This is a genomic window from Nocardiopsis sp. NPDC055879 (assembly GCF_053615935.1).
Map to the genome: position 1 here is coordinate 159,829 of NZ_JBSHCT010000002.1, position 18,951 is coordinate 178,779.

General features: G+C 68.8%; 14 protein-coding genes. 13 read left to right on the forward strand and 1 reads right to left on the reverse strand.

What is annotated here, in order from left to right; genetic code table 11:
- The first annotated feature begins 41 nt into the window (after positions 1 to 41).
- From ACWGKS_RS02930 to ACWGKS_RS02980, 11 genes are all read left to right on the forward strand, one after another.
- Positions 42 to 1,808, forward strand: coding sequence for a glycosyltransferase (locus tag ACWGKS_RS02930; protein ID WP_452521580.1), 1,767 nt, complete (start codon positions 42 to 44; stop codon positions 1,806 to 1,808).
- Complete coding sequence (locus tag ACWGKS_RS02935; protein WP_452521582.1) at positions 1,805 to 3,619, forward strand: glycosyltransferase; 1,815 nt, start codon at positions 1,805 to 1,807, stop codon at positions 3,617 to 3,619. Before ACWGKS_RS02930 ends, ACWGKS_RS02935 begins: the two co-directional genes overlap by 4 nt.
- The gene (locus ACWGKS_RS02940) at positions 3,616 to 5,232 is read left to right on the forward strand and encodes a glycosyltransferase (protein ID WP_358512766.1); all 1,617 of its coding nucleotides are present in this window, start codon (positions 3,616 to 3,618) and stop codon (positions 5,230 to 5,232) included. Before ACWGKS_RS02935 ends, ACWGKS_RS02940 begins: the two co-directional genes overlap by 4 nt.
- Before the next feature lie 17 nt (positions 5,233 to 5,249).
- On the forward strand, positions 5,250 to 6,869 hold the full coding sequence (locus tag ACWGKS_RS02945; RefSeq protein ID WP_452455777.1) for a glycosyltransferase: 1,620 nt from the start codon (positions 5,250 to 5,252) through the stop codon (positions 6,867 to 6,869).
- 547 nt (positions 6,870 to 7,416) lie between these two features.
- On the forward strand, positions 7,417 to 8,481 hold the full coding sequence (locus ACWGKS_RS02950; RefSeq protein WP_358512770.1) for a 3-isopropylmalate dehydrogenase: 1,065 nt from the start codon (positions 7,417 to 7,419) through the stop codon (positions 8,479 to 8,481).
- 219 nt (positions 8,482 to 8,700) lie between these two features.
- On the forward strand, positions 8,701 to 9,816 hold the full coding sequence (locus tag ACWGKS_RS02955; RefSeq protein WP_452521585.1) for a branched-chain amino acid aminotransferase: 1,116 nt from the start codon (positions 8,701 to 8,703) through the stop codon (positions 9,814 to 9,816).
- A 71-nt stretch (positions 9,817 to 9,887) separates the two neighbouring features.
- Positions 9,888 to 10,412, forward strand: coding sequence for a hypothetical protein (locus tag ACWGKS_RS02960; RefSeq protein WP_452521587.1), 525 nt, complete (start codon positions 9,888 to 9,890; stop codon positions 10,410 to 10,412).
- Positions 10,413 to 10,678: 266 nt separating this feature from the next.
- Entirely contained in the window at positions 10,679 to 12,289 is a 1,611-nt protein-coding gene (cimA, locus tag ACWGKS_RS02965) for a citramalate synthase (RefSeq protein WP_358512776.1), read from the forward strand.
- A gap of 363 nt (positions 12,290 to 12,652) precedes the next feature.
- Positions 12,653 to 13,600 carry a carbohydrate ABC transporter permease gene (locus ACWGKS_RS02970; protein WP_452521589.1) on the forward strand — a complete coding sequence of 316 codons (948 nt, stop codon included), beginning with the start codon at positions 12,653 to 12,655 and terminating at the stop codon, positions 13,598 to 13,600.
- Positions 13,597 to 14,484 carry a carbohydrate ABC transporter permease gene (locus ACWGKS_RS02975; RefSeq protein WP_452521591.1) on the forward strand — a complete coding sequence of 296 codons (888 nt, stop codon included), beginning with the start codon at positions 13,597 to 13,599 and terminating at the stop codon, positions 14,482 to 14,484. The genes ACWGKS_RS02970 and ACWGKS_RS02975 overlap by 4 nt, the downstream gene beginning before the upstream one ends.
- Positions 14,485 to 14,514: 30 nt before the next feature.
- Positions 14,515 to 15,915, forward strand: a complete 1,401-nt coding sequence (locus tag ACWGKS_RS02980) for an ABC transporter substrate-binding protein (protein WP_358512782.1) — start codon at positions 14,515 to 14,517, stop codon at positions 15,913 to 15,915.
- A 165-nt stretch (positions 15,916 to 16,080) separates the two neighbouring features.
- Here the strand turns inward: ACWGKS_RS02980 and ACWGKS_RS02985 are convergent, their stop codons facing one another.
- The gene (locus ACWGKS_RS02985) at positions 16,081 to 16,890 is read right to left on the reverse strand and encodes a DUF3152 domain-containing protein (protein ID WP_358512846.1); all 810 of its coding nucleotides are present in this window, start codon (positions 16,888 to 16,890) and stop codon (positions 16,081 to 16,083) included.
- 196 nt (positions 16,891 to 17,086) lie between these two features.
- Between ACWGKS_RS02985 and ACWGKS_RS02990 the strand changes: the two genes are divergently transcribed.
- The gene (locus ACWGKS_RS02990; RefSeq protein WP_358512784.1) at positions 17,087 to 17,887 is read left to right on the forward strand and encodes a fumarylacetoacetate hydrolase family protein; all 801 of its coding nucleotides are present in this window, start codon (positions 17,087 to 17,089) and stop codon (positions 17,885 to 17,887) included.
- An 86-nt stretch (positions 17,888 to 17,973) separates the two neighbouring features.
- On the forward strand, positions 17,974 to 18,882 hold the full coding sequence (locus ACWGKS_RS02995; protein WP_358512786.1) for a GDSL-type esterase/lipase family protein: 909 nt from the start codon (positions 17,974 to 17,976) through the stop codon (positions 18,880 to 18,882).
- Positions 18,883 to 18,951 lie beyond the last annotated feature (69 nt).

An 18,951-nucleotide genomic window follows, 5' to 3' on the forward strand; every position in this document is an offset into this window, starting at 1 on the left:
GGGGGCGTGGGCAGGGGCGTCTGGTGCTGTGCCATATCGGTGTGCGAACCGCACCGAACCTTGCCCGCCCTGAGCCCGGAATCGAGGTTGTCGACCTGCGGCGCGCGGCCGGGCGCCCGTTCGCGGGGGCCATCGAACGCTTCGTTCTCCTCGCGGCGACCACGGCGGACCTGCGTGCCGCCGTCCCCCTGAGCGGTGGGCTGCCGTCGGCCACTGAGGTCCGGATCGTGGTCATGGCCTCGGCCCCCCACATCGGGCCGCCCTTTCCGGTGGTGCCAGGTTCGGGGCAGTGGGAAGGGCTGCTGGACTTCCACGTGGGTCGCCTGTCGGACCGGGGTTGGTCCTGCGCGTTGACCTTCACCGATCCGGTGGAGGTCCAGGCGGTCCTTCGTGCGGTCGCCCAGGGGATGGTGGGCGGTCGCCAGGGCCGGGAAGTACCGGTGCCGGAGAGCTCGGACGGTGCCGTCGGCGTGGGCCCCACCTGGGAGGAGTTGGGCCGCCCCGGCGCGTTGGTCGGTCGTGCTGGCGGGCCGGGTGTGTCGGTGGGGGGTGTTCCCGCTGTGGATGAGCGGGTGGTGAATCCGATGGGGTTCACGAGGTCTTCGTCGGCCAAGGTGGGGCGGTTGGTTTCGCGGGGTGGTCGTTGGGTGTTGGTCGTGGGGGGTGGGGTGCGTTGGCGGGTGCCGGATGACGGTGCCGTGTCGGATGTGGTGGTGGCGGGTTTGCGTGATCTGCGTGCGGTGCGGGTGGAGTGGGGGCGGCACAGTGGGCCGGTGGCGGCGGTGCGTGCGGTGGCCGGGTTGGCCGCCGCGGGCATTCCGCTGCTGAGCGGTCCGGTGCCCGTCTGGGCCCGGTGCCTGGGCGGTGAGTTGTCGTGTTCGGTCGCTTCCGTCGACGAGTCGTGGATGGCCGATGCGCAGCTGCGTGAGGAGCACAGTGTGCGGTTGCGGCGGGTGGCGTTGCGGCTGTTCGGGCGGCAGGCGCGTTGGTATCGGTCGGGTGGTGGGTCGGTAGAGCCTTCGGTGTCGGTTGTTCTGTGTACGCGGCGGCCGGAGATGGTGGGGTTCGCTCTGCGTCAGGTGGCGCGTCAGCGGGGTGTGGCCGTGGAGGTGGTGTTGGCGCTGCACGGGTTCGGGGTGGGTGCTCCTGGTGTGTCGGAGGCGGTCGATGCCTATCGTGCTTCGGGGCGTGAGTTGGTGGTGTGGGAGCCGGATTCGCGAATGGTGTTCGGTTCGGTTCTGAATGGGGCGATCGCGCGGGCGAGTGGTTCGTTGGTGGCGAAGATGGATGATGACGATTGGTATGGGCCGGATCATCTGTCGGATCTGGTGGCGGCCCGCCATTATTCCGGAGCCGACCTGGTGGGGGCCGTGGCCTCCTTCGTCTACCTCGAAGCACTGGATCGGACCGTGCGTCTGGGTGGGGCCACCGAAGCCCTGTGGCACAGGGCGGCCGGAGGAACCCTGTTGATGGACCGCAGGACCCTGGAGGAGGTGGGCGGTTTCTCCCCGGTGCCCACGGCCGAGGACACCCGGCTGCTCATGGGGATCGAGCGCATGGGCGGCCGGATCCACCGTGGTCACGGCTGCAACTACGTGCTCCGCCGCAAGGCTGGTGGGCACACCTGGAGGGTCGACACCGGCCATTTCCTCCAGGCCTCGGGGGACCGCCAGCTCCGGGGCTGGCGGCCCAGTGCGTTGCTGGAGCCCGATCCCGAGGACATTCCCCTCACCGAACTCGCCGTCGCCTGGAGGGACCTGGGTGGTGACTCCGAGGATCGGGCACACGACATGAGGGTGACGCGGTGATCGGGGATCTGCTGACCGGAGCGTTGCGAGCACACGGAGCGAAGTCGGTCCTGGTCGCCCACGTAGGCCCGCGCACCGACCGCGTGGTGGCGGGTGTGGCCGAAGGGGCCGGGGTCCGGGCCCTGGACCTGGGAGCGGGCGAGGGCGGGACGGCGGACGAACAGGTGGACCTGCTCGTGCTCGTCGCGGCGAGCACGATCGACCTGCGCACTTGGAGCAGGAGCAACGGGCTTCCACGAGCGGCCGGGGCCATGATCGTCGTGCTGGACACCGTACCGCGCCAGGGCCCGCCGCTACCGGCCCCACCGGGTATCGGGCAGTGGAAGGGCCTGTTGAGCTCAAGGACACGCCGTCTACCGAATCGGGGTTGGGCGTGGGAGTTCTCCTTCACCGACCCGGTCGAGTCGGGTGAGGTGTTGATGGCGGTGGCCCGCTCCCTGGTGGGAGGACGACGGAGTCCCGTCGAGTCCATACCGTCCGCCGCGCCGGAAGGAACCGAGCCCGAGCGGCTTTGGCGGCGCCTGGGCGAGCCGGGCGCCGTACACGGGGCGGCCGAACCCTCCCGTCTGTCAGTGGATGCGGTGCCTGCTGTGGATGAGCGGGTGGTGAATCCGATGGGGTTCACGAGGTCTTCGTCGGCCAAGGTGGGGCGGTTGGTTTCGCGGGGTGGTCGTTGGGTGTTGGTCGTGGGGGGTGGGGTGCGTTGGCGGGTGCCGGATGACGGTGCCGTGTCGGATGTGGTGGTGGCGGGTTTGCGTGATCTGCGTGCGGTGCGGGTGGAGTGGGGGCGGCACAGTGGGCCGGTGGCGGCGGTGCGTGCGGTGGCCGGGTTGGCCGCCGCGGGCATCCCGCTGGTGGGAGCCCGACCGCCGATGTGGGCGCGGCCCTTGGGCGAGGAACTCCACGCGCTTCTCGGGCGAGTGAGTGAGGAGGGGTTCGTCGACGAGCTGCTGCGTGAGGAGCACAGTGTGCGGTTGCGGCGGGTGGCGTTGCGGCTGTTCGGGCGGCAGGCGCGTTGGTATCGGTCGGGTGGTGGGTCGGTAGAGCCTTCGGTGTCGGTTGTTTTGTGTACGCGGCGGCCGGAGATGGTGGGTTTCGCTTTGCGTCAGGTGGGGCGTCAGCGGGGTGTGGATGTGGAGGTGGTGTTGGCGCTGCACGGTTTCGGGGTGGGTGCTCCTGGTGTGTCGGAGGCGGTCGAGATCTTCCGGGGGAGTGGGCGTTCCCTGGTGGTGTGGGAGCCGGATTCGGGGATGGTGTTCGGTTCGGTGTTGAACGGGGCGATCGCGCGGGCGAGTGGTTCGTTGGTGGCGAAGATGGACGATGACGATTGGTATGGGCCGGATCATCTGTCGGATCTGGTGTGGGCCCGCCGCTATTCCGGCGCAGACCTGGTCGGCTGCGCGACGGAGTACTACCACCTGGAACAGTTGGATCTCACCGTTCGACGCCCGGTCCGCTCCGAGCGCTTCGCCCGGCACGTGACCGGTGCCGCGATGCTGACCGACCGCACCGTCATGGAGGAGGTCGGCGGTTTCCGGCCATGGAAGGTCGATGAGGACGCCGGTCTCCTCGACGACATACGCGTTATGGGTGGCGCGATCTACCGCACCCATGGTCTGGGGTGCGTCATCCGCCGCAGGCCGGACGGGCACACCTGGCGCGAGGACCCCGGCTACTTCTTGCGGGGAGCACACCAACAGTGGCGTGGCTGGCGGCCCAGCGTGTTGCTGGAACCCGACCTCATGGACGCGCCGGTGAGGGCGGCCGGCGAGAGCCCCTTCGACATGACGACATCCGGGAGTGAACGATGACGCTTGTTCAAGCCGACCCGGTGCGGAAGCGGTCCGCGCCTCGCCCGCTCATTCGCCGTAACGACTATTCGGTGTTGGAGCCGCCCGCGCTGGGGGAGTGGGAGCCCGAGTTGTCGGTGGGTGTGGTGGTTCCGGCCCATGGTGGTCAGGAGAAGTTGGATCTGACCCTGGCCTCGTTGGCGGCGCAGAGTTATCCGGGCGGCCTGATGGAGGTCGTGGTGGTGGATGACGGCAGTGATCCGCCGTTGCGGCTGCCTCCGATCCACCCGGAGCACACCCGGATCGTACCGAGCCTGCCCGGAGGTTGGGCTCGCGGACACGCGGTGCGGACCGGAGCCGCGGCCACCGACGCCGACGTCCTCCTGTTCTTCGACGCGGACATGATCGCCTTCCGGGAACATGTCGAGGCGCAGATGCGGTGGCACCACCTGGCGGACTACCTGGCGGTCACCGGGCACCTGCGCTGTGTCGACCACGACCCCGGAGAGTTGGAGCCGACCGAGGTGTTCGACGCGGTGCGTCGGGGAGAGCCGGAGGCGTTGGTCCGGACACCGGGTGAGGAACTGGGGTGGTTGCGCCGCGCCTACAAGCGGACGAGGAACCTGAGTACCGCGGACTACAAGGTGTTCAACTTCTTCATCGGCGGCACCGGTTCGGTGCGTCGGGAATTCTTCGAGGAGTCCGGTGGGGCCGCGTCCGAACTGGTCCTCGGCGAGGACACCCATCTCGGATACAGGTTCGCTCAGAACGGGGCGGTCTTCGTCCCTGAGCTGGAGACCAGTAGTTGGCACCTGGGACTGCCGCAGATGGAGACCCGCAAGGAGGAGGGGGCCCGGTTCCGTCGCCCCTTCGTGGGCACGAGGCTTCCCCTCAGCGGAGGGCGACGGGACCTGCCCGGACGGCAGTGGCAGGTGCCGAGGGTCGACGTGGTGCTGGACGCGACGGAAGCCCGGTTCGATGATGTGGCCGCGACTGTGGACGCGATGCTGGCGGGCCGGGTGTGCGACGTCCGGGTCCACCTGGTAGGCGAATGGTGGCGGGTGACGTCGGGGCGGCACCGGGTCCTGGACGATCCGGCGCTGGAGGCACGGCTCCTCCACGAGCACTACCGATGCGAGCCGAGAGTACGTCTGGCCGAGACCGTGTCGGAACCCGACCCGGACGTCCCCTTCCGGATGTCGATCCGGCCCGGGCAGATCCCGACCATCGATGGGATCCACCTGCTGATGGCGAAGGCGAACGAGACGGGGGCGGGCCTGGTCCTGGTGACCGGGGTCGGCGACGACCTGGACGGGCCTCGCCTGGAGCGTGCGGCGGCCTTCGCCCGTGCGCGGCGCTTGGGGGAGGGGGCCGAGGACCTGGACACCATGGTGGGTGAACTCTTCGGTGTGCACTGGATCGCCGGTGAGTCGGTGCTGTCCATGCCGGGTGAAGAGGTGGAGGAACCCTCGATCCGATCGGAGGAGGAACCGCCAAAGGACTGGCGGGCACGGTTGGAACGGGAACAGGCGCGGGCCGAGTTCCACAAGGCGCGCGCCACGAAGTTGGAGAACCGGTTCCGCTGGTTGACCGGGAGCCGTGCCGGTCGGTTCCTGCGTCGGGCCATCGGCTGATGGGCGGGGGAGGGTACATGGCCGAGGGCGAGACACCGGGCGCGAGGAACGGTCGCGCAGTGGTGGGAGAGAACGAGCCCCCTCGGCGTCCCAGGCTGCGCCGTAACGACTATTCGGTGTTGGAGCCGCCCGCGCTGGGGGAGTGGGAGCCCGAGTTGTCGGTGGGTGTGGTGGTTCCGGCCCATGGTGGTCAGGAGAAGTTGGATCTGACCCTGGCCTCGTTGGCGGCGCAGAGTTATCCGGGCGGCCTGATGGAGGTCGTGGTGGTGGATGACGGCAGTGATCCGCCGTTGCGGCTGCCTCCGATCCGCCCGGAGCACACCCGTCTACTGGTCGCTCCGGAGAAGGGATGGGGGCCCGGGCACGCGGTCGGGGCGGGTGTGAGGGCCTGCTCGACGTCGGTCGTGCTGCGGTTGGACGCCGACATGGTCGTCGGTCGGCGGCACGTCGAGGCGCAGATGAGGTGGCACCATCTGGCCGACTACCTCGTCGTCATGGGTCGGACGGTCTTCGGTGAGGAGCGGGGCCGCGAGTTCACCCCCGCCGATGTCCACGAGCACGTGTCCCGGGCGGAGACCGACGAGCACCTGTTCCCGGGCGCGAGCGGCATGGAGTGGATGGCCGAGATCCTGGAAGGCACCGATGGTCTGCGCTCGGCCGGGCACCGGGCCTGGGAGGTGTTCACGGGGGCCACGGCCTCGACGCGGCGCGAGCTGTTCGAGGCGGTCGGTGGGACGTCACCGGACCTGGTCCTGGGAGAGGACAGCGAACTCGGGTACCGGCTTTCGCAACGGGGCGCGGTGTTCGTCCCGGAGCAAGAGTCCGTGGGTCTGCATCTGGGAGTACCGACGACGGAGCGACGAGGGGAGGAGGCGGCGCGCTATGGGCGTCCCTTCCTGGAGAACCGGGTTCCTCGCAAGTACACTCGCCGCCGGATACCCGGGCGGACCTGGCAGGTGCCCTTCGTCGACGTGGTGGTCGACACGGTGGGTCGCACGTTCGACGACGTGGTCGAAACGGTGGACGCCCTGCTCGCGGGTGACGTGGCGGACATCCGGGTCACCTTGGTGGGCCAATGGCGGTGGGTCACACCGGGGCGACACGCCACGATCGACGACCCGGCGGTTGACGTGCGACTCCTCCACGAGAACTACCGCTGTGAGCCGAGGACGCGCTTCGCGGAAACCGAACCGGAGCCCGACCCGGACGTCCCCTTCCGGCTCCTGCTGTCTCCCGGTACACGCCCGAGGAGGTGCGCGGTACGTGTCCTGACAGGGGCCGCCGACCGTGAGGGGGCCGGTCTCGTCCGATCCGTGGGCGCGGGCGGAAGGGCCGAACCACTGCGTCTGGAGCGCACTGCGGCCTTCGCTCGCGCGCGGCACCTGGGGGCGGACATGGCGGGCCGGGACGCCGCCGTCGCCCGATTGTGGGGTGTGCACGTGCTGGATCACGCCGAGGTTCTCACCGTGTCGGAGAGGGGCGGTGAGGGGCCGCCGAAGGACTGGCACAAGAAGATGCGCAAGGCGGAGAGGGACGCGACCCGCTGGCGGACGGAGGTCGAGCGATGGGAACGCCGGATTCGGGCGCTGACCCAGGGACGCGGTGCGTGGTTGTTGCTCGGCGGGCTCCGGAGGTGACACAGGGCCGATCTCCGCGTCGATGCGGTTCGTTTTCACCGTTCTGATCAGCGAAAACACAAAGGCTTCTCACATGGTGAGAAGTTCTGGTCATATAGTTGGACATCCGATAGTCTGAAGTCCTAGGAGTCAGTGGTGTAGGCACACTGCCGGGCGCCACGATCCACGCCGAACCCGCCCCCACCGGGGCCCGTTCCGGCGACTCCGGCAGGCGATCCCGCCGGGGCGAACTCCTTGTCCCCCTTCTTTCGTGGACACCGTCGCCCACGCCGTTCAGCGGTGATGGCCCCGTCGTGCTCGGGCGCCGTCGCACGACGCATCCGGAGGATCACATGTACGACATGATCGAGTACCCGTCCGCGCCCGACACCGACGACGAGATCGCTCGCGCCCTGCAGGACGCGATCAACCGTCGCGCCTGAGCGAATTCGCGGGTGGGGGACTGTGCCGGTCGTTCGGGCCGGTACAGTTGTCTCACCTACTGTTCATTTGATCTCGTCATGTGAGAAACACGGGCGTGGTCACGTCTGAGTTAGAGGCAGTCCGTATGGCAGCGCGCACCGTGAAACTGGCCGTCATCCCCGGAGACGGGATCGGCCCCGAGGTCGTCGCCGAAGGCCTCAAGGTGCTGGGGGTCGTGGCCGCCCAACACGACCTGGCCATCGAGACCACCGAATACGAGCTCGGCGCCCGGCTCTGGCACCGCACCGGTGAGACGCTGCCCGACACCGTCGCCGAGGAACTGCGCGGACACGACGCCATCTACCTGGGCGCGGTCGGCGATCCCTCCGTCCCCAGCGGCGTCCTGGAGCGCGGCCTGCTGCTGCGCCTGCGCTTCGACTTCGACCACTACGTGAACCTGCGCCCCGTCCGGCTCTACCCCGGCGTGGACAGCCCCCTGGCGGATGTCTCCCCCGAGGACATCGACATGCTGGTCGTTCGGGAGGGCACCGAGGGCCCCTACGCCGGCGCCGGCGGTGTGCTGCGCAAGGGCACCCCGCACGAGATCGCCACCCAGGACAGTGTCAACACCCGCTTCGGGGTCGAGCGCGTGGTCCGGTACGCCTTCGACAAGGCCGCCGAGCGTCCCCGCAAGAAGCTGACGCTGGTGCACAAGGACAACGTCCTGACCTTCGCCGGCGAGCTGTGGCAGCGCACGGTCAAGGAGGTCGGCGCCGAGTACCCGCAGGTGTCCGTGGACTACTGCCACGTCGACGCCGCGTCGATGTTCTTCGTCAATCAGCCGGGCCGCTTCGACGTGGTCGTCACCGACAACCTGTTCGGCGACATCATCACCGACATCGGCGCCGCCATCACCGGCGGCATCGGCCTCGCCGCCAGCGGTAACATCAACCCCGACAACACCTTCCCCAGCATGTTCGAGCCGGTCCACGGCTCGGCGCCCGACATCGCGGGCCAGGGAAAGGCCGACCCGACCGCCACGGTGCTGTCGGCCGCGGCGATGCTGGATCACCTGGGGGTTCCCGAGGCCGCTCGCCGCATCGAGCAGGCGGTCTCCATCGACCTGAAGACCCGCGCCCAGAGCGACGCGGTCCGGTCCACCTCCCGGATCGGCGACGACCTCGCCGCGCGAGTAGCCGAGCAGGGCTGAGGCGACCGCTTCCGGCCCTGCCTCGAACAGCGGGCGCGGCCGTAGCGGGACTTCAGCCACCTCATGACCCACGAACGGGCGCGTCCGGAACATCCGGCGCGCCCGTCGTCCGTGCGACCGTCCATGGTCCGCTCTGGCCCCGGGTGCGCTCTTCCGACACACTAGATTCCAGGTCGGCGGCGCTGCCGACCCGATGCACCCGAGAGGACCACCGACAACATGAACAACAACACCACCACCACTGGGTTGACGTTCGACGTCCAGCTCTCCGACCGGCGGAAGACCCCGTCCGAACGTGAGGCACTGCTGGAGAACCCCGGGTTCGGTCAGGTGTTCACCGATCACATGGTGAGCATCCGCTACACCGAGGGCGAGGGCTGGCACGACGCCAAAATCGAACCGTACGGCCCGCTGTCCCTGGACCCCGCCACGGCCGCCCTCCACTACGGGCAGGAGATCTTCGAAGGGCTCAAGGCCTACCGTCACCCGGACGGTTCGCTCGCCTCCTTCCGCCCGGAGGCCAACGCCGCCCGCTTCAACCGGAGCGCCGCGCGCATGGCCATGCCGGCGCTGCCCGAGGAGCTCTTCCTCAAGTCCATCGAACTGCTCATCGAACACGACGGCGACTGGGTCCCGGACAAGGAGTACTTCAGTCTCTACCTTCGTCCGTTCATGGTCGCCACGGACGTCGGCCTGGGGGTCAACCACCCTTCCCGCAGCTACGTCTACCTGCTCATCGCCTCGCCGGTGGGTTCCTACTTCTCCGGTGGCGTCCAGCCGGTGACGGTCTGGTTGTCCAAGGACTTCACCCGCGCCGCCCCGGGCGGCACCGGTGCCGCGAAGGTCGCCGGCAACTACGCCGCGAGCTTCCTGGCCCAGTCGCAGGCAGTGGAGAAGGGCTGCGACCAGGTCGTGTGGCTGGACGCCCGCGAGCACCGTTGGGTCGAGGAGATGGGCGGCATGAACCTGTGGTTCGTGTTCGGCGAGGGCGAGAACGCGCGCCTGCGCACCCCCTCGCTGACCGGAACCCTGTTGCCCGGTATCACTCGCGAGTCGTTGCTCAGGCTCGCCCCCGACCTGGGCATCCCCGCCGAGGAGAAGCCCCTGTCCATCGACGAGTGGAGGAGCGCCGCCGAGTCCGGTGAGATGACCGAGGTGTTCGCCTGCGGTACCGCGGCGGTCGTCACCCCGGTCGGTCACGTCAAGAGCGACGACGGTGAGTTCACCATCGGCGACGGCACCCCGGGCCCGGTCACCATGCGGCTGCGCGAGGAGCTCGTCGGCCTGCAGACGGGTCTGCGCGCCGACAAGTACGACTGGATCACCAAGTTCTAGTCGGCTGAGGGCCGCCCGGGGCGTCCCGGGCGGCCCGTGTCATCGATCCCCCTCATCCCCTGGAGTCCCCCATGACCGAGTCCCCGTCCCCCGCCCCGGACGGTTCCGCCCACGCCCGCCCCCGATCCCCGTGGCCGGGCAGGGTCGCCCTGACCGCCTGCGCCGGTCTGGTGGTGGGAGCCGTCGCCTACGGCGCGGCGGAGGTGTCGGCGGCGCTGAACCCGCCGGCCCCGACCCCCTCGGAGTCCGCCGACGAACCCTCCGACTCCGAGCGCACGGTGACCCCGTTGCTCCACCCCGACGAACCGGAGGAGGAGCACGTCGCGGAGGAGGCGCACCACGGCGAAGCCGTCGCCCCGGCCGGTGATCCGGCGCCCGGCGGTGGACAGGAGGCCGAGCCGGAGGCTCCGGCCCCTCCCGCGCAGGGCGATCCCGGGTGGGTCGACCCGCGCGGGGAGATCCTGGACGAGATCCTCAACACACCGCAGGACCGCCCGCCGATGGAGCCGCTCATCACCCAGGAGGAGCTCGACGCCATGACCCAGGAGGCCGAGTCCGCCGTGGTTCCGCAGACCCCGGCCCCCGCGGGTCCCTGAGGTCCGAGATGTCCGTAGTGGGAAATTCGCGTCTTGAAGAGTGAGACAAACCGGCCCCGAGGTGCGACTCTTCGGGGCCGGTATGGCACACTGGCCCCATGCCGTCCCAGGTCGTGATTATTCAGGGGCGCGCTGGCTGACGACTTCCCGCGATGACGCAGGGAAGAGAATCCGGACCCTGCCAGCGCGCTGACCTCTCGTGTCCACGAGGGGTCTTTTTTGTTGGCCGGGGCCGCCGTGCACATCCACCTTCGGGAGTTCCACCAATGAGGGACGACAGTTTCCACGTCTTCGACACCACGCTGCGCGACGGAGCCCAGCGCGAGGGGATCAACCTTCGGGTCTCCGACAAGCTGGCCATCGCCAAGCAGCTGGACGACTTCGGGGTGGCGTTCATCGAGGGCGGTTGGCCCGGCTCCAACCCCAAGGACACCGAGTTCTTCCAGCGGGCTTCACAAGAGCTCCAGCTGGAACACGCGCGACTCACCGCGTTCGGCGCGACCCGCCGTTCCGGTGTGAAGGCCGCCGACGACCCACAGGTGGCCGCGCTGCGCGAAAGCGGCGCGTCGGTCGTCACCCTTGTCGCCAAGAGTGACGACCGCCACGTCGAACGTGCCCTGCGCACGACCCTGGACGAGAACCTCGCCATGGTCTCCGACACCGTCTCGCACCTGCGTGAACACGGGCAGCGCGTGTTCGTGGACTGCGAGCACTTCTTCGACGGCTACCACCACAACCCCGAGTACGCCCTGTCCGTGGTGCGCTCCGCCGCGGAGGCGGGCGCCGACGTGGTGGTCCTGTGCGACACCAACGGCGGCATGCTGCCCGGCGACATCCGCCGCGTGGTCACCGAGGTGCTGGAGGCCACCGGTGCGCGCCTGGGCATCCACGCCCAGGACGACACCGGCTGCGCCGTCGCCAACACCCTGGCCGCCGTGGACGCCGGAGCCACCCACGTGCAGTGCACCGCCAACGGCTACGGCGAGCGGGTGGGCAACGCCAACCTGTTCTCCGTGGTGGGCGCGCTCACCCTCAAGTACGGCCGTGAGGTGCTGCCCCAGGGCTGCCTCGGCGAGATGACCCGGGTGGCCACCACGATCGCCGAGATCGTCAACCTGGCCCCCGACACCCACCAGCCCTACGTGGGGGTATCGGCGTTCGCGCACAAGGCGGGCCTGCACGCCTCGGCGATCAAGGTCGACCCCGACCTGTACCAGCACACCGACCCGGAGCTGGTCGGCAACCGGATGCGCATGCTCGTATCCGACATGGCCGGGCGCGCTTCGGTGGAGCTCAAGGCCCAGGAGCTGGGTCTGGACCTGTCCGACGATCGTGGTCTGTCCGGCCGGGTCGTGGACCGGGTCAAGGGCCTGGAACTGTCCGGGTACAGCTTCGAGGCGGCCGACGCCTCCCTGGAGCTGTTGCTGCGCGAGGAGATGGGTGAGCCCGTCCGCTACTTCGAGACCGAATCCTGGCGGGTGCTGACCGAACGTCGTCCGGCCACCGGGTCGGGTCCGCTGTCCAGCGACTACGTGAGCCTGACCGAGGCCACCGTGAAGCTGCGGGTCAAGGGCGAGCGCGTGATCGCCACCGCGGAGGGCAACGGCCCGGTGAACGCCCTGGACCGGGCGCTGCGCGGCTCGATGGAGAACGCCTACACCGCGCTGGCCGGCCTGGAGCTGACCGACTACAAGGTCCGCATCCTGGAGGGCGCCTCGGGTACCGACGCGATCACCCGGATCCTCATCACCTTCAGCGACGGAACGGGGGAGTGGACGACGGTGGGCGTGGGCCCCAACGTCGTCGACGCCTCCTGGGTCGCGCTGGAGCAGGCCCTCACCTACGGTCTGCTGCGCCAGGGCTACCCGAGGGATTAGGCGCGGTGTTCGTTCCACGCCTCCGCTAGCGCTTCGATGGTCGGTCGGGTGACGGAATCGTCACGTTCCTCCGTCACCCGACCGGACCCGTTCGATGCACGGTGCAGGTCACGGGCTTGAAACTTACTTACAGGTAAGAAAGGCCTGTCCGAAGGGTCATAGCCACCGTGACCCGGACCACTCGATACTGCGAACTTTCAGCCGATTCGCGATGGACGAGTGGTGATAGATGTCGAACGAAACCGTGGTGCGCCCCTCCGTTGGTGCGCTGTTCGTCTTCCCGCGAAGCGCAGGTCACGCACCACCTGAAGACTTCGGGACGTGTCCTCACCCACGATTCGCACACGGGGTGGAGGTAACGGCGTGACCACCGGTTCGGCGACCGACCGTCCGGCCGTGTCACCGCCATCCCCCAAGACCCGTAGGAAACGAGCCCGAGTCGGAAGAGACGCCTTGCTCGCCTGGGGCTTCCTCGGCCCCTCCGTGGCGATCTTCGCGCTCTTCCTCGTCTACCCGCTGGGCCGCACCATCTATCTGTCGCTGCACGGCAACGACATCATCGGCAGGCCGAACCGGTTCGTCGGCCTGAGCCACTTCGCCGAGATGGCCTCTCCCGAGTACGTCCAGGTGCTGATCACCACCGTGCTCTTCAGCGTCGGAGTGGTCGTACCGGGCGTGGTCGGCGCGCTGATCATCGTCCTCCTGTTGGAGGGGGTGATCCGTGGACAGAAGTTCCTGCGTGGAGCCTTCGCGGTACCGTTCGCCTTCTCCGTGGCCAGCGCCTCGGTGATCTTCGCGGTCTTCTACAGTCCAGGCAACAGCGTGCTCAACGGCATCCTGTACCGCTTCGGCCTGGATCAGGTGCCCTGGCTGACCTCGCAGGAGATGGCCCTGTGGTCCATCGTCATCACCACCGTGTGGATGAACCTGGGCTACGGGGTGCTGGTGCTGGCCGCCGGCATCGGCTCCATCCCCAAGGAGATCAACGAGGCCGCCCGCATCGACGGCGCCACCGGGCCGAGGCTGGCCTGGGACGTCACCATCCCGATGCTCGGACCGCAGCTCTTCTTCCTGATCGTCATCTCCACGATCAACGCGCTACAGAGCTTCGGCCAGATCCACATCCTCACCGGCGGAGGGCCGGTCGGCTCCACGACCACCCTCGTCTACTCCATCTTCCAGGACGCCTTCGCCTACGGCACCAGCGACTTCGGTCGGGCCAGCGCCCAGGCGCTCGTCCTGCTGTTGGTGGTCCTGGTGTGCACCGCGCTCCAGTTCGGTGTCATCGAGCGGAAGGTGCACTACTCATGACGACCCTCGAACGTGAGACCGCACCCGCCCGCACCGGGGCGGTCCGCACCAGGCACCGGCGCACGCCAGGGCACATCGCGGGCCGTGTCCTGCTGTACCTGACGCTGGCCGTCTTCCTGATCCCGGTGATGTTCCCCGTCTACTACGTGTTCGCGGGCGCGCTCATGGGGTCTCAGGACCTGTCGGCCTTCCCGCCGAGGCTGCTGCCCACCGGCGTGAACCTGGAGAACGTCCAGGGCGCCCTGGACGCGGTGCCGCTGCTACGTATGTACGGGAACTCGCTGGTCATGGCGGGCATCATCACGGTGAGCCAGCTGTTCACCTCCGCCCTGGCCGCGTACGCGTTCGTGTTCCTGCGCTTCCGCGGCAGCGCGATCGTCTTCGCGCTGTTCCTGTCCACGCTGATGGTGCCGGCCGAGGCGACCTTCATTCCCAACTACCTGACCATCACCGGGTGGGGGATGGGCGACACCTACGCCGGTCTGGTCATGCCGTTCTTGGCCTACGCCTTCGGCACGTTCCTCCTACGCCAGAGCTTCAAGCAGTTCCCCCGCGAGCTGTTCGACGCCGCGCGCATCGACGGCATGGGTCACCTGCGGTTCCTATGGACCATCCTGCTGCCGCTGAGCAAACCGGCCCTGACCGCCGTCGGCATGTACGTGTTCATCACCAGCTGGAACATGTACTTCTGGCCGCTGATCATCACCCGCAGCACCGAGATGCAGACCCTGCAGATCGGCCTCAACAGCCTCAAGGTGGGGGAGTACTCCAACCCCGGACTCCTCCTGGCCGGCGCCGCGCTGTCGGTCCTCCCCACACTCGCCCTCGTGATCTTCGGACAGCGCTTCATCGTTCGAGGACTCACCGCGGGCGCGGTCAAGTAGGGCGCGAAACACCTAGTGGAGACGAGAAAGATGACAACCTTCCCCCGACGGCGAGGCGTCAAGGCCGCCGCCCTGCTCGCGAGCCTGGGCCTGCTGCTCAGCGCGTGTTCCGGAGACGATGGTGGCGGTGGCTCCGACCTCACCGCACCCGGCCCGGAGGTGCTGGACGGACTCGACGAGGCGGTCCAGGTCGAGTTCTGGCACAGCATGGACGCCACCAACGGCCAGGTGCTCGACGAGCTCATCGCGGGCTTCAACGCCGAGAACGAGGGCCGGATCGAGGTCACCGGTTCCTTCCAGGGCGACTACGACACCGCGCTGGCCAACCACCGTGCCGCCATCCAGCAGGGCGACACCGCCGAACTCATCATGATCTACGACCTGGGCACCCAGTTCATGATCGACTCCGGGCAGACCGTGCCGGCCCAGTCCTTCCTCGACCAGGACGACTACGACACCTCCACGGTCGAGGAGGCCCTCCTCAACTACTTCACCGTCGAGGGCGAGCTGCGGTCCTTCCCGTTCAACAACTCCACCCCGCTGATGTACATCAACCGGGACGCGTTCGAGGAGGCGGGTCTGGACCCGGACTCCCCGCCCACCGACCTCGCCGAGATCCGTGAGGCCGCCGAGGAACTCACCGTCACCGACGACGATGGCACCGTCGTCCAGTACGGGTTCGGCGCCGCGGTGTACGGGTGGTACATCGAGCAGTTCATGGCGCGCGCCGCAGTGCCCTACTGCGACAACGCCAACGGCCGTGACGGTCGCGCCACCGAGGTGCTCTTCGACGATCCCAAGATCATCGAGCTCGTCGAGTGGTGGGACCAGATGATCGAGGACGACCTCGCCGTCCAGATCGGCCGCAACACCGACGACGGCCAGGCCGCCTTCACCTCCGGCCGCGCCGCCATGACCCTGGAGTCCACCGGTTCCCTGGGCGGCTTCATCGAACAGTCCGACTTCGAGGTCGGCGCGGGCTACTTCCCGCTGGTCGGCGCGGGCGACCCGGGAGGCTCGATCATCGGCGGCGCCTCCCTGTGGGTCAACGGTGAGGGCCACAGCCCGGAGGAGGTCCGCGGTTCCTGGGAGTTCGTGCAGTACCTGCTGACCCCCGAGGCCCAGTCGACCTGGCACGCGGGTACCGGTTACCTGGCGGTCAACACCGAGGGCTACGACGGTCCCGAGGCGCAGGAGCGCTCCGAGGAGTTCCCGCAGTTCTCCGTGGCCGCGAACCAGCTCGCCGACTCCGAGATCAACGAGAACACCGCCGGTTGCATGATGGGCGTGATGTCCGAGGCCCGCGTCGCCGCCGAAGAGGGCTGGGAGGCCGCCCTGACCAGTGACGCGACCGCCGAGGAGGCCATGTCCGAGGCCGCCCAGGGCGTGGGCGGCACCATCGAGGAGTACAACCTGTCCGTGGAGGACTGAGCATCGACCGGGTTCACCCGGTAGGAGGCGCGGGGCCGCGGCGCGTCGTCGCGGCCCCGCCCCTCGTGTACGGGGATTCTGAACGACGGCGCCGAGCCCATCGAACACGGTTCGAACGCTCCATGCCGGCGAAGCCACGCGAGGCGATCGAAAGGTCGCGCGACGTCAGTCGGCGTCGGGGTCGACCCAGCCGTTGGCCTCGCAGCCCTGCAACCCCAGGGTCTGCTGCTGCATCACGGGGGCCACCTCGCCCTCGCCGGGGCAGTCGACGTGCCCATGGCCCAGGGTGTGGCCGACCTCGTGGTTGATCACGTAGACGCGGTAGGTCTCCAGGTCGTCCTCGAAGTCCTCCACGCCCGCGACCCAGCGGTTCTGGTTGATGATGGCGCGGTTGCCGTTGGCGCAGGAGACGAACCCGTTGGTGTTCAGCGGCGCGCACAGACGGTCCACGGTGTCGGGCGCGGCCAGCAGCACACGGATGTCGGCGTCGTCGCCGTCCACGCGTTGCAGGGAGCGGGAGCCCTCCTCGCCCCAGCTGCGGGGGTCGCCCAGGATCAGCTCGACGGCCTCGACGAAGTCCGAGTCATCGCCGGGCAGACCCTTCTCGACCTCCACGGCGAAGGTGGTGAGCGGACCCTCGCCCATCGCTTCGCTCTCGCCCTTCATGACCCGGATGTCGCCGTCGGCGGTGTCGACCTCGTCCTCGACCGAGCGCAGCAGCACCGGGGTCTCCTCCTCGGTGGGAGTGGCGCTCGGGTCGGGTGAGGCGTCGGATTCCGCGTCCGTCTCGGCGCCCCCGGTCTCGGCGGGGGACGCGGCGGGATGCCGGCGGACGCCGTCCGGGTCTCCCTCGCCGACGGGACCCTCGGCGGAGGTCTCCTGGGTGCTGTCGAGCTCGTCATTCGGCTCGGGGACGCTCACCATCAACACAGCGGAGGCCCCGGAGACCAGGCACACACCGATGGCCAACCCCATGGGGTTCCTGCGCCGGCGGTGCCGGGCACGGGTACCACGTGAACCCACGGTCCCTCCACCTCTCGACGGTCATCGAAACCCAGCATGCCAGAGTCGTGGACCCACAAAGGGTAGGGCTTGCGGACACGATCGATACTCCCACGCGGTTACGCTTCACTCGGACAGTGAGTCGAAGTGGGCTGCTTGGAGGATTCAGGTGCGTATCGCACGTTTCGCGTCCGGCGACGAGGTCGGTTTCGGTCTGGTCGAGACGGACACGGACAGTGGGGAGGAGTTCGTCGCCCGACTGAGCGGCCACCCGTTGATGGGTGACATCAAGCTCACCGGTGAGCGCGCCAGGCTCGCCGACGTGCGACTGCTGTCACCCGTGTTGCCGACGAAGGTCGTGTGCATCGGCAAGAACTACGCCGATCACGTCGAGGAGATGAAGGACGTCACGGGGGAGACCACCGACGAACCGGTGGTGTTCCTCAAGCCGTCCACGGCCGTGACCGGCCCGCAGGACCCGGTCTTCTACCCGGCGGCCTCGGAGCGGGTCGACTTCGAGGGCGAGATGGCCATCGTCATCTCCCGCCCCTGCCGCGAGGTGCCGCGTGAGCGCGCCAAGGACGTCATCTTCGGGTACACGGTCGCCAACGACGTGACCGCCCGTGACCTGCAGAAGAAGGACAAGCAGTGGACGCGGGCCAAGGGGTTCGACTCCTTCTGCCCGATCGGCCCGTGGATCACCACCGGGCTGAGCATCGAGGAGGCCCAGGACCTGCGGGTCACCACCACCGTGGACGGTGAGACGCGTCAGGATGGACGTACATCACAGTTCATCCACGACATCGCGGGCATCATCTCCCACGTCAGCTCGTTCATGACCCTCCTCCCGGGTGACGTGATCCTGACCGGCACGCCCGCCGGTGTGGGCCCCGTCCAGGTCGGCCAGGAAGTGGCCGTCACGGTCGAGGGCCTGGGCACCATCAGCAACCGGGTGGTCGAGCGGGACTGACCCCGAGCGAGCCGTGCGCGGGCCGGGCGCCCGCGCACGGGCCACCCGTCGGGGCCACGCGCTCCGACCGAGCGGAAGGTCCGACCTTGGCCCCCCGAAAACACCGCGTCCCGCCCCTCGCCCTCACCGGTGCCATCACCCTCGTCCTGGCCCTGGTGGGTTCGGGGCTGTGGGTCCTCGGCAGGAGCATGGGCGAACCCGAACGGGACGCCGACGGCGAAGGCCACGCCCTGGTGCGGCTCATGCTCGCCGGGGACTCCATGACCCACGGCGCCGACGGGGACCGGACCTGGCGCTATCACCTGTGGAACCACCTGGAACCGCACGTGGACGGGCTGGACTTCGTCGGCCCCTACAACGCGCCCGCGACCCCCGAACAGATCATCCCGCCGGAGATGATGGGGGCCGAGCCCACAGAGCCGGTCGGCGGAGACACCGAGGGCGTCGACTACCGTGACCCGGACTTCGACCAGGACCACAACGCCCGCTGGGGTCGCACCCTGGCCGACGCCGCCACCACCATCGGCGCCGACGTGGCCGAGCACCGACCCGACGTACTGTGCGTGCTGATCGGCCTCAACGACCTGTTGCACCCGATCACCGCCGAGGCGATGGAGGAGAACATCCGCGCCTACGTCCGGGACGCACGCGAGGCGAACCCGGACATCCACATCCTGTTCGCCGAGGCCCTGCCCATCACCATGGCCGACCAGGACCAGGGCTTCGCGCTGCGCCTGTACGTGTACAACAAACTGGTCCGCAAGCTGACCCTGGAACTGTCGAGCGAACGTTCGCCGGTGGTGGGCTTCGACCTGGCCAAGGCCGAGTCCTGGGACGTGAAGGCCGACACCTACGACGGCACCCACCCCAACGACGGCGGTGAGATCAAGATCGCGGCCGGGTTCGCCGACGCCCTGTCGGAGAAGTTCGGCCTGGGGACGGGCTACCCGAGACCACTGCCCATCGCGCCCGGGGAGCGGACCGAAACGCCCTGAGCGGATCCGCGCCGCCGAGGCGGTCCCGCGGTGTCCGTCCGCCGGGGAGCATCCGCGTTCCGCGATGGG

Coding starts and splice junctions, on each gene's coding strand:
- ACWGKS_RS02940 (WP_358512766.1), top strand. CDS start 3,616: ATGACGCTTGTTCAAGCCGACCCGGTGCGGAAGCGGTCCGCGCCTCGC.
- ACWGKS_RS02945 (WP_452455777.1), top strand. CDS start 5,250: ATGGCCGAGGGCGAGACACCGGGCGCGAGGAACGGTCGCGCAGTGGTG.
- ACWGKS_RS02950 (WP_358512770.1), top strand. CDS start 7,417: ATGGCAGCGCGCACCGTGAAACTGGCCGTCATCCCCGGAGACGGGATC.
- ACWGKS_RS02955 (WP_452521585.1), top strand. CDS start 8,701: ATGAACAACAACACCACCACCACTGGGTTGACGTTCGACGTCCAGCTC.
- ACWGKS_RS02960 (WP_452521587.1), top strand. CDS start 9,888: ATGACCGAGTCCCCGTCCCCCGCCCCGGACGGTTCCGCCCACGCCCGC.
- cimA (WP_358512776.1), top strand. CDS start 10,679: ATGAGGGACGACAGTTTCCACGTCTTCGACACCACGCTGCGCGACGGA.
- ACWGKS_RS02975 (WP_452521591.1), top strand. CDS start 13,597: ATGACGACCCTCGAACGTGAGACCGCACCCGCCCGCACCGGGGCGGTC.
- ACWGKS_RS02980 (WP_358512782.1), top strand. CDS start 14,515: ATGACAACCTTCCCCCGACGGCGAGGCGTCAAGGCCGCCGCCCTGCTC.
- ACWGKS_RS02985 (WP_358512846.1), bottom strand. CDS start 16,890: ATGGGGTTGGCCATCGGTGTGTGCCTGGTCTCCGGGGCCTCCGCTGTG.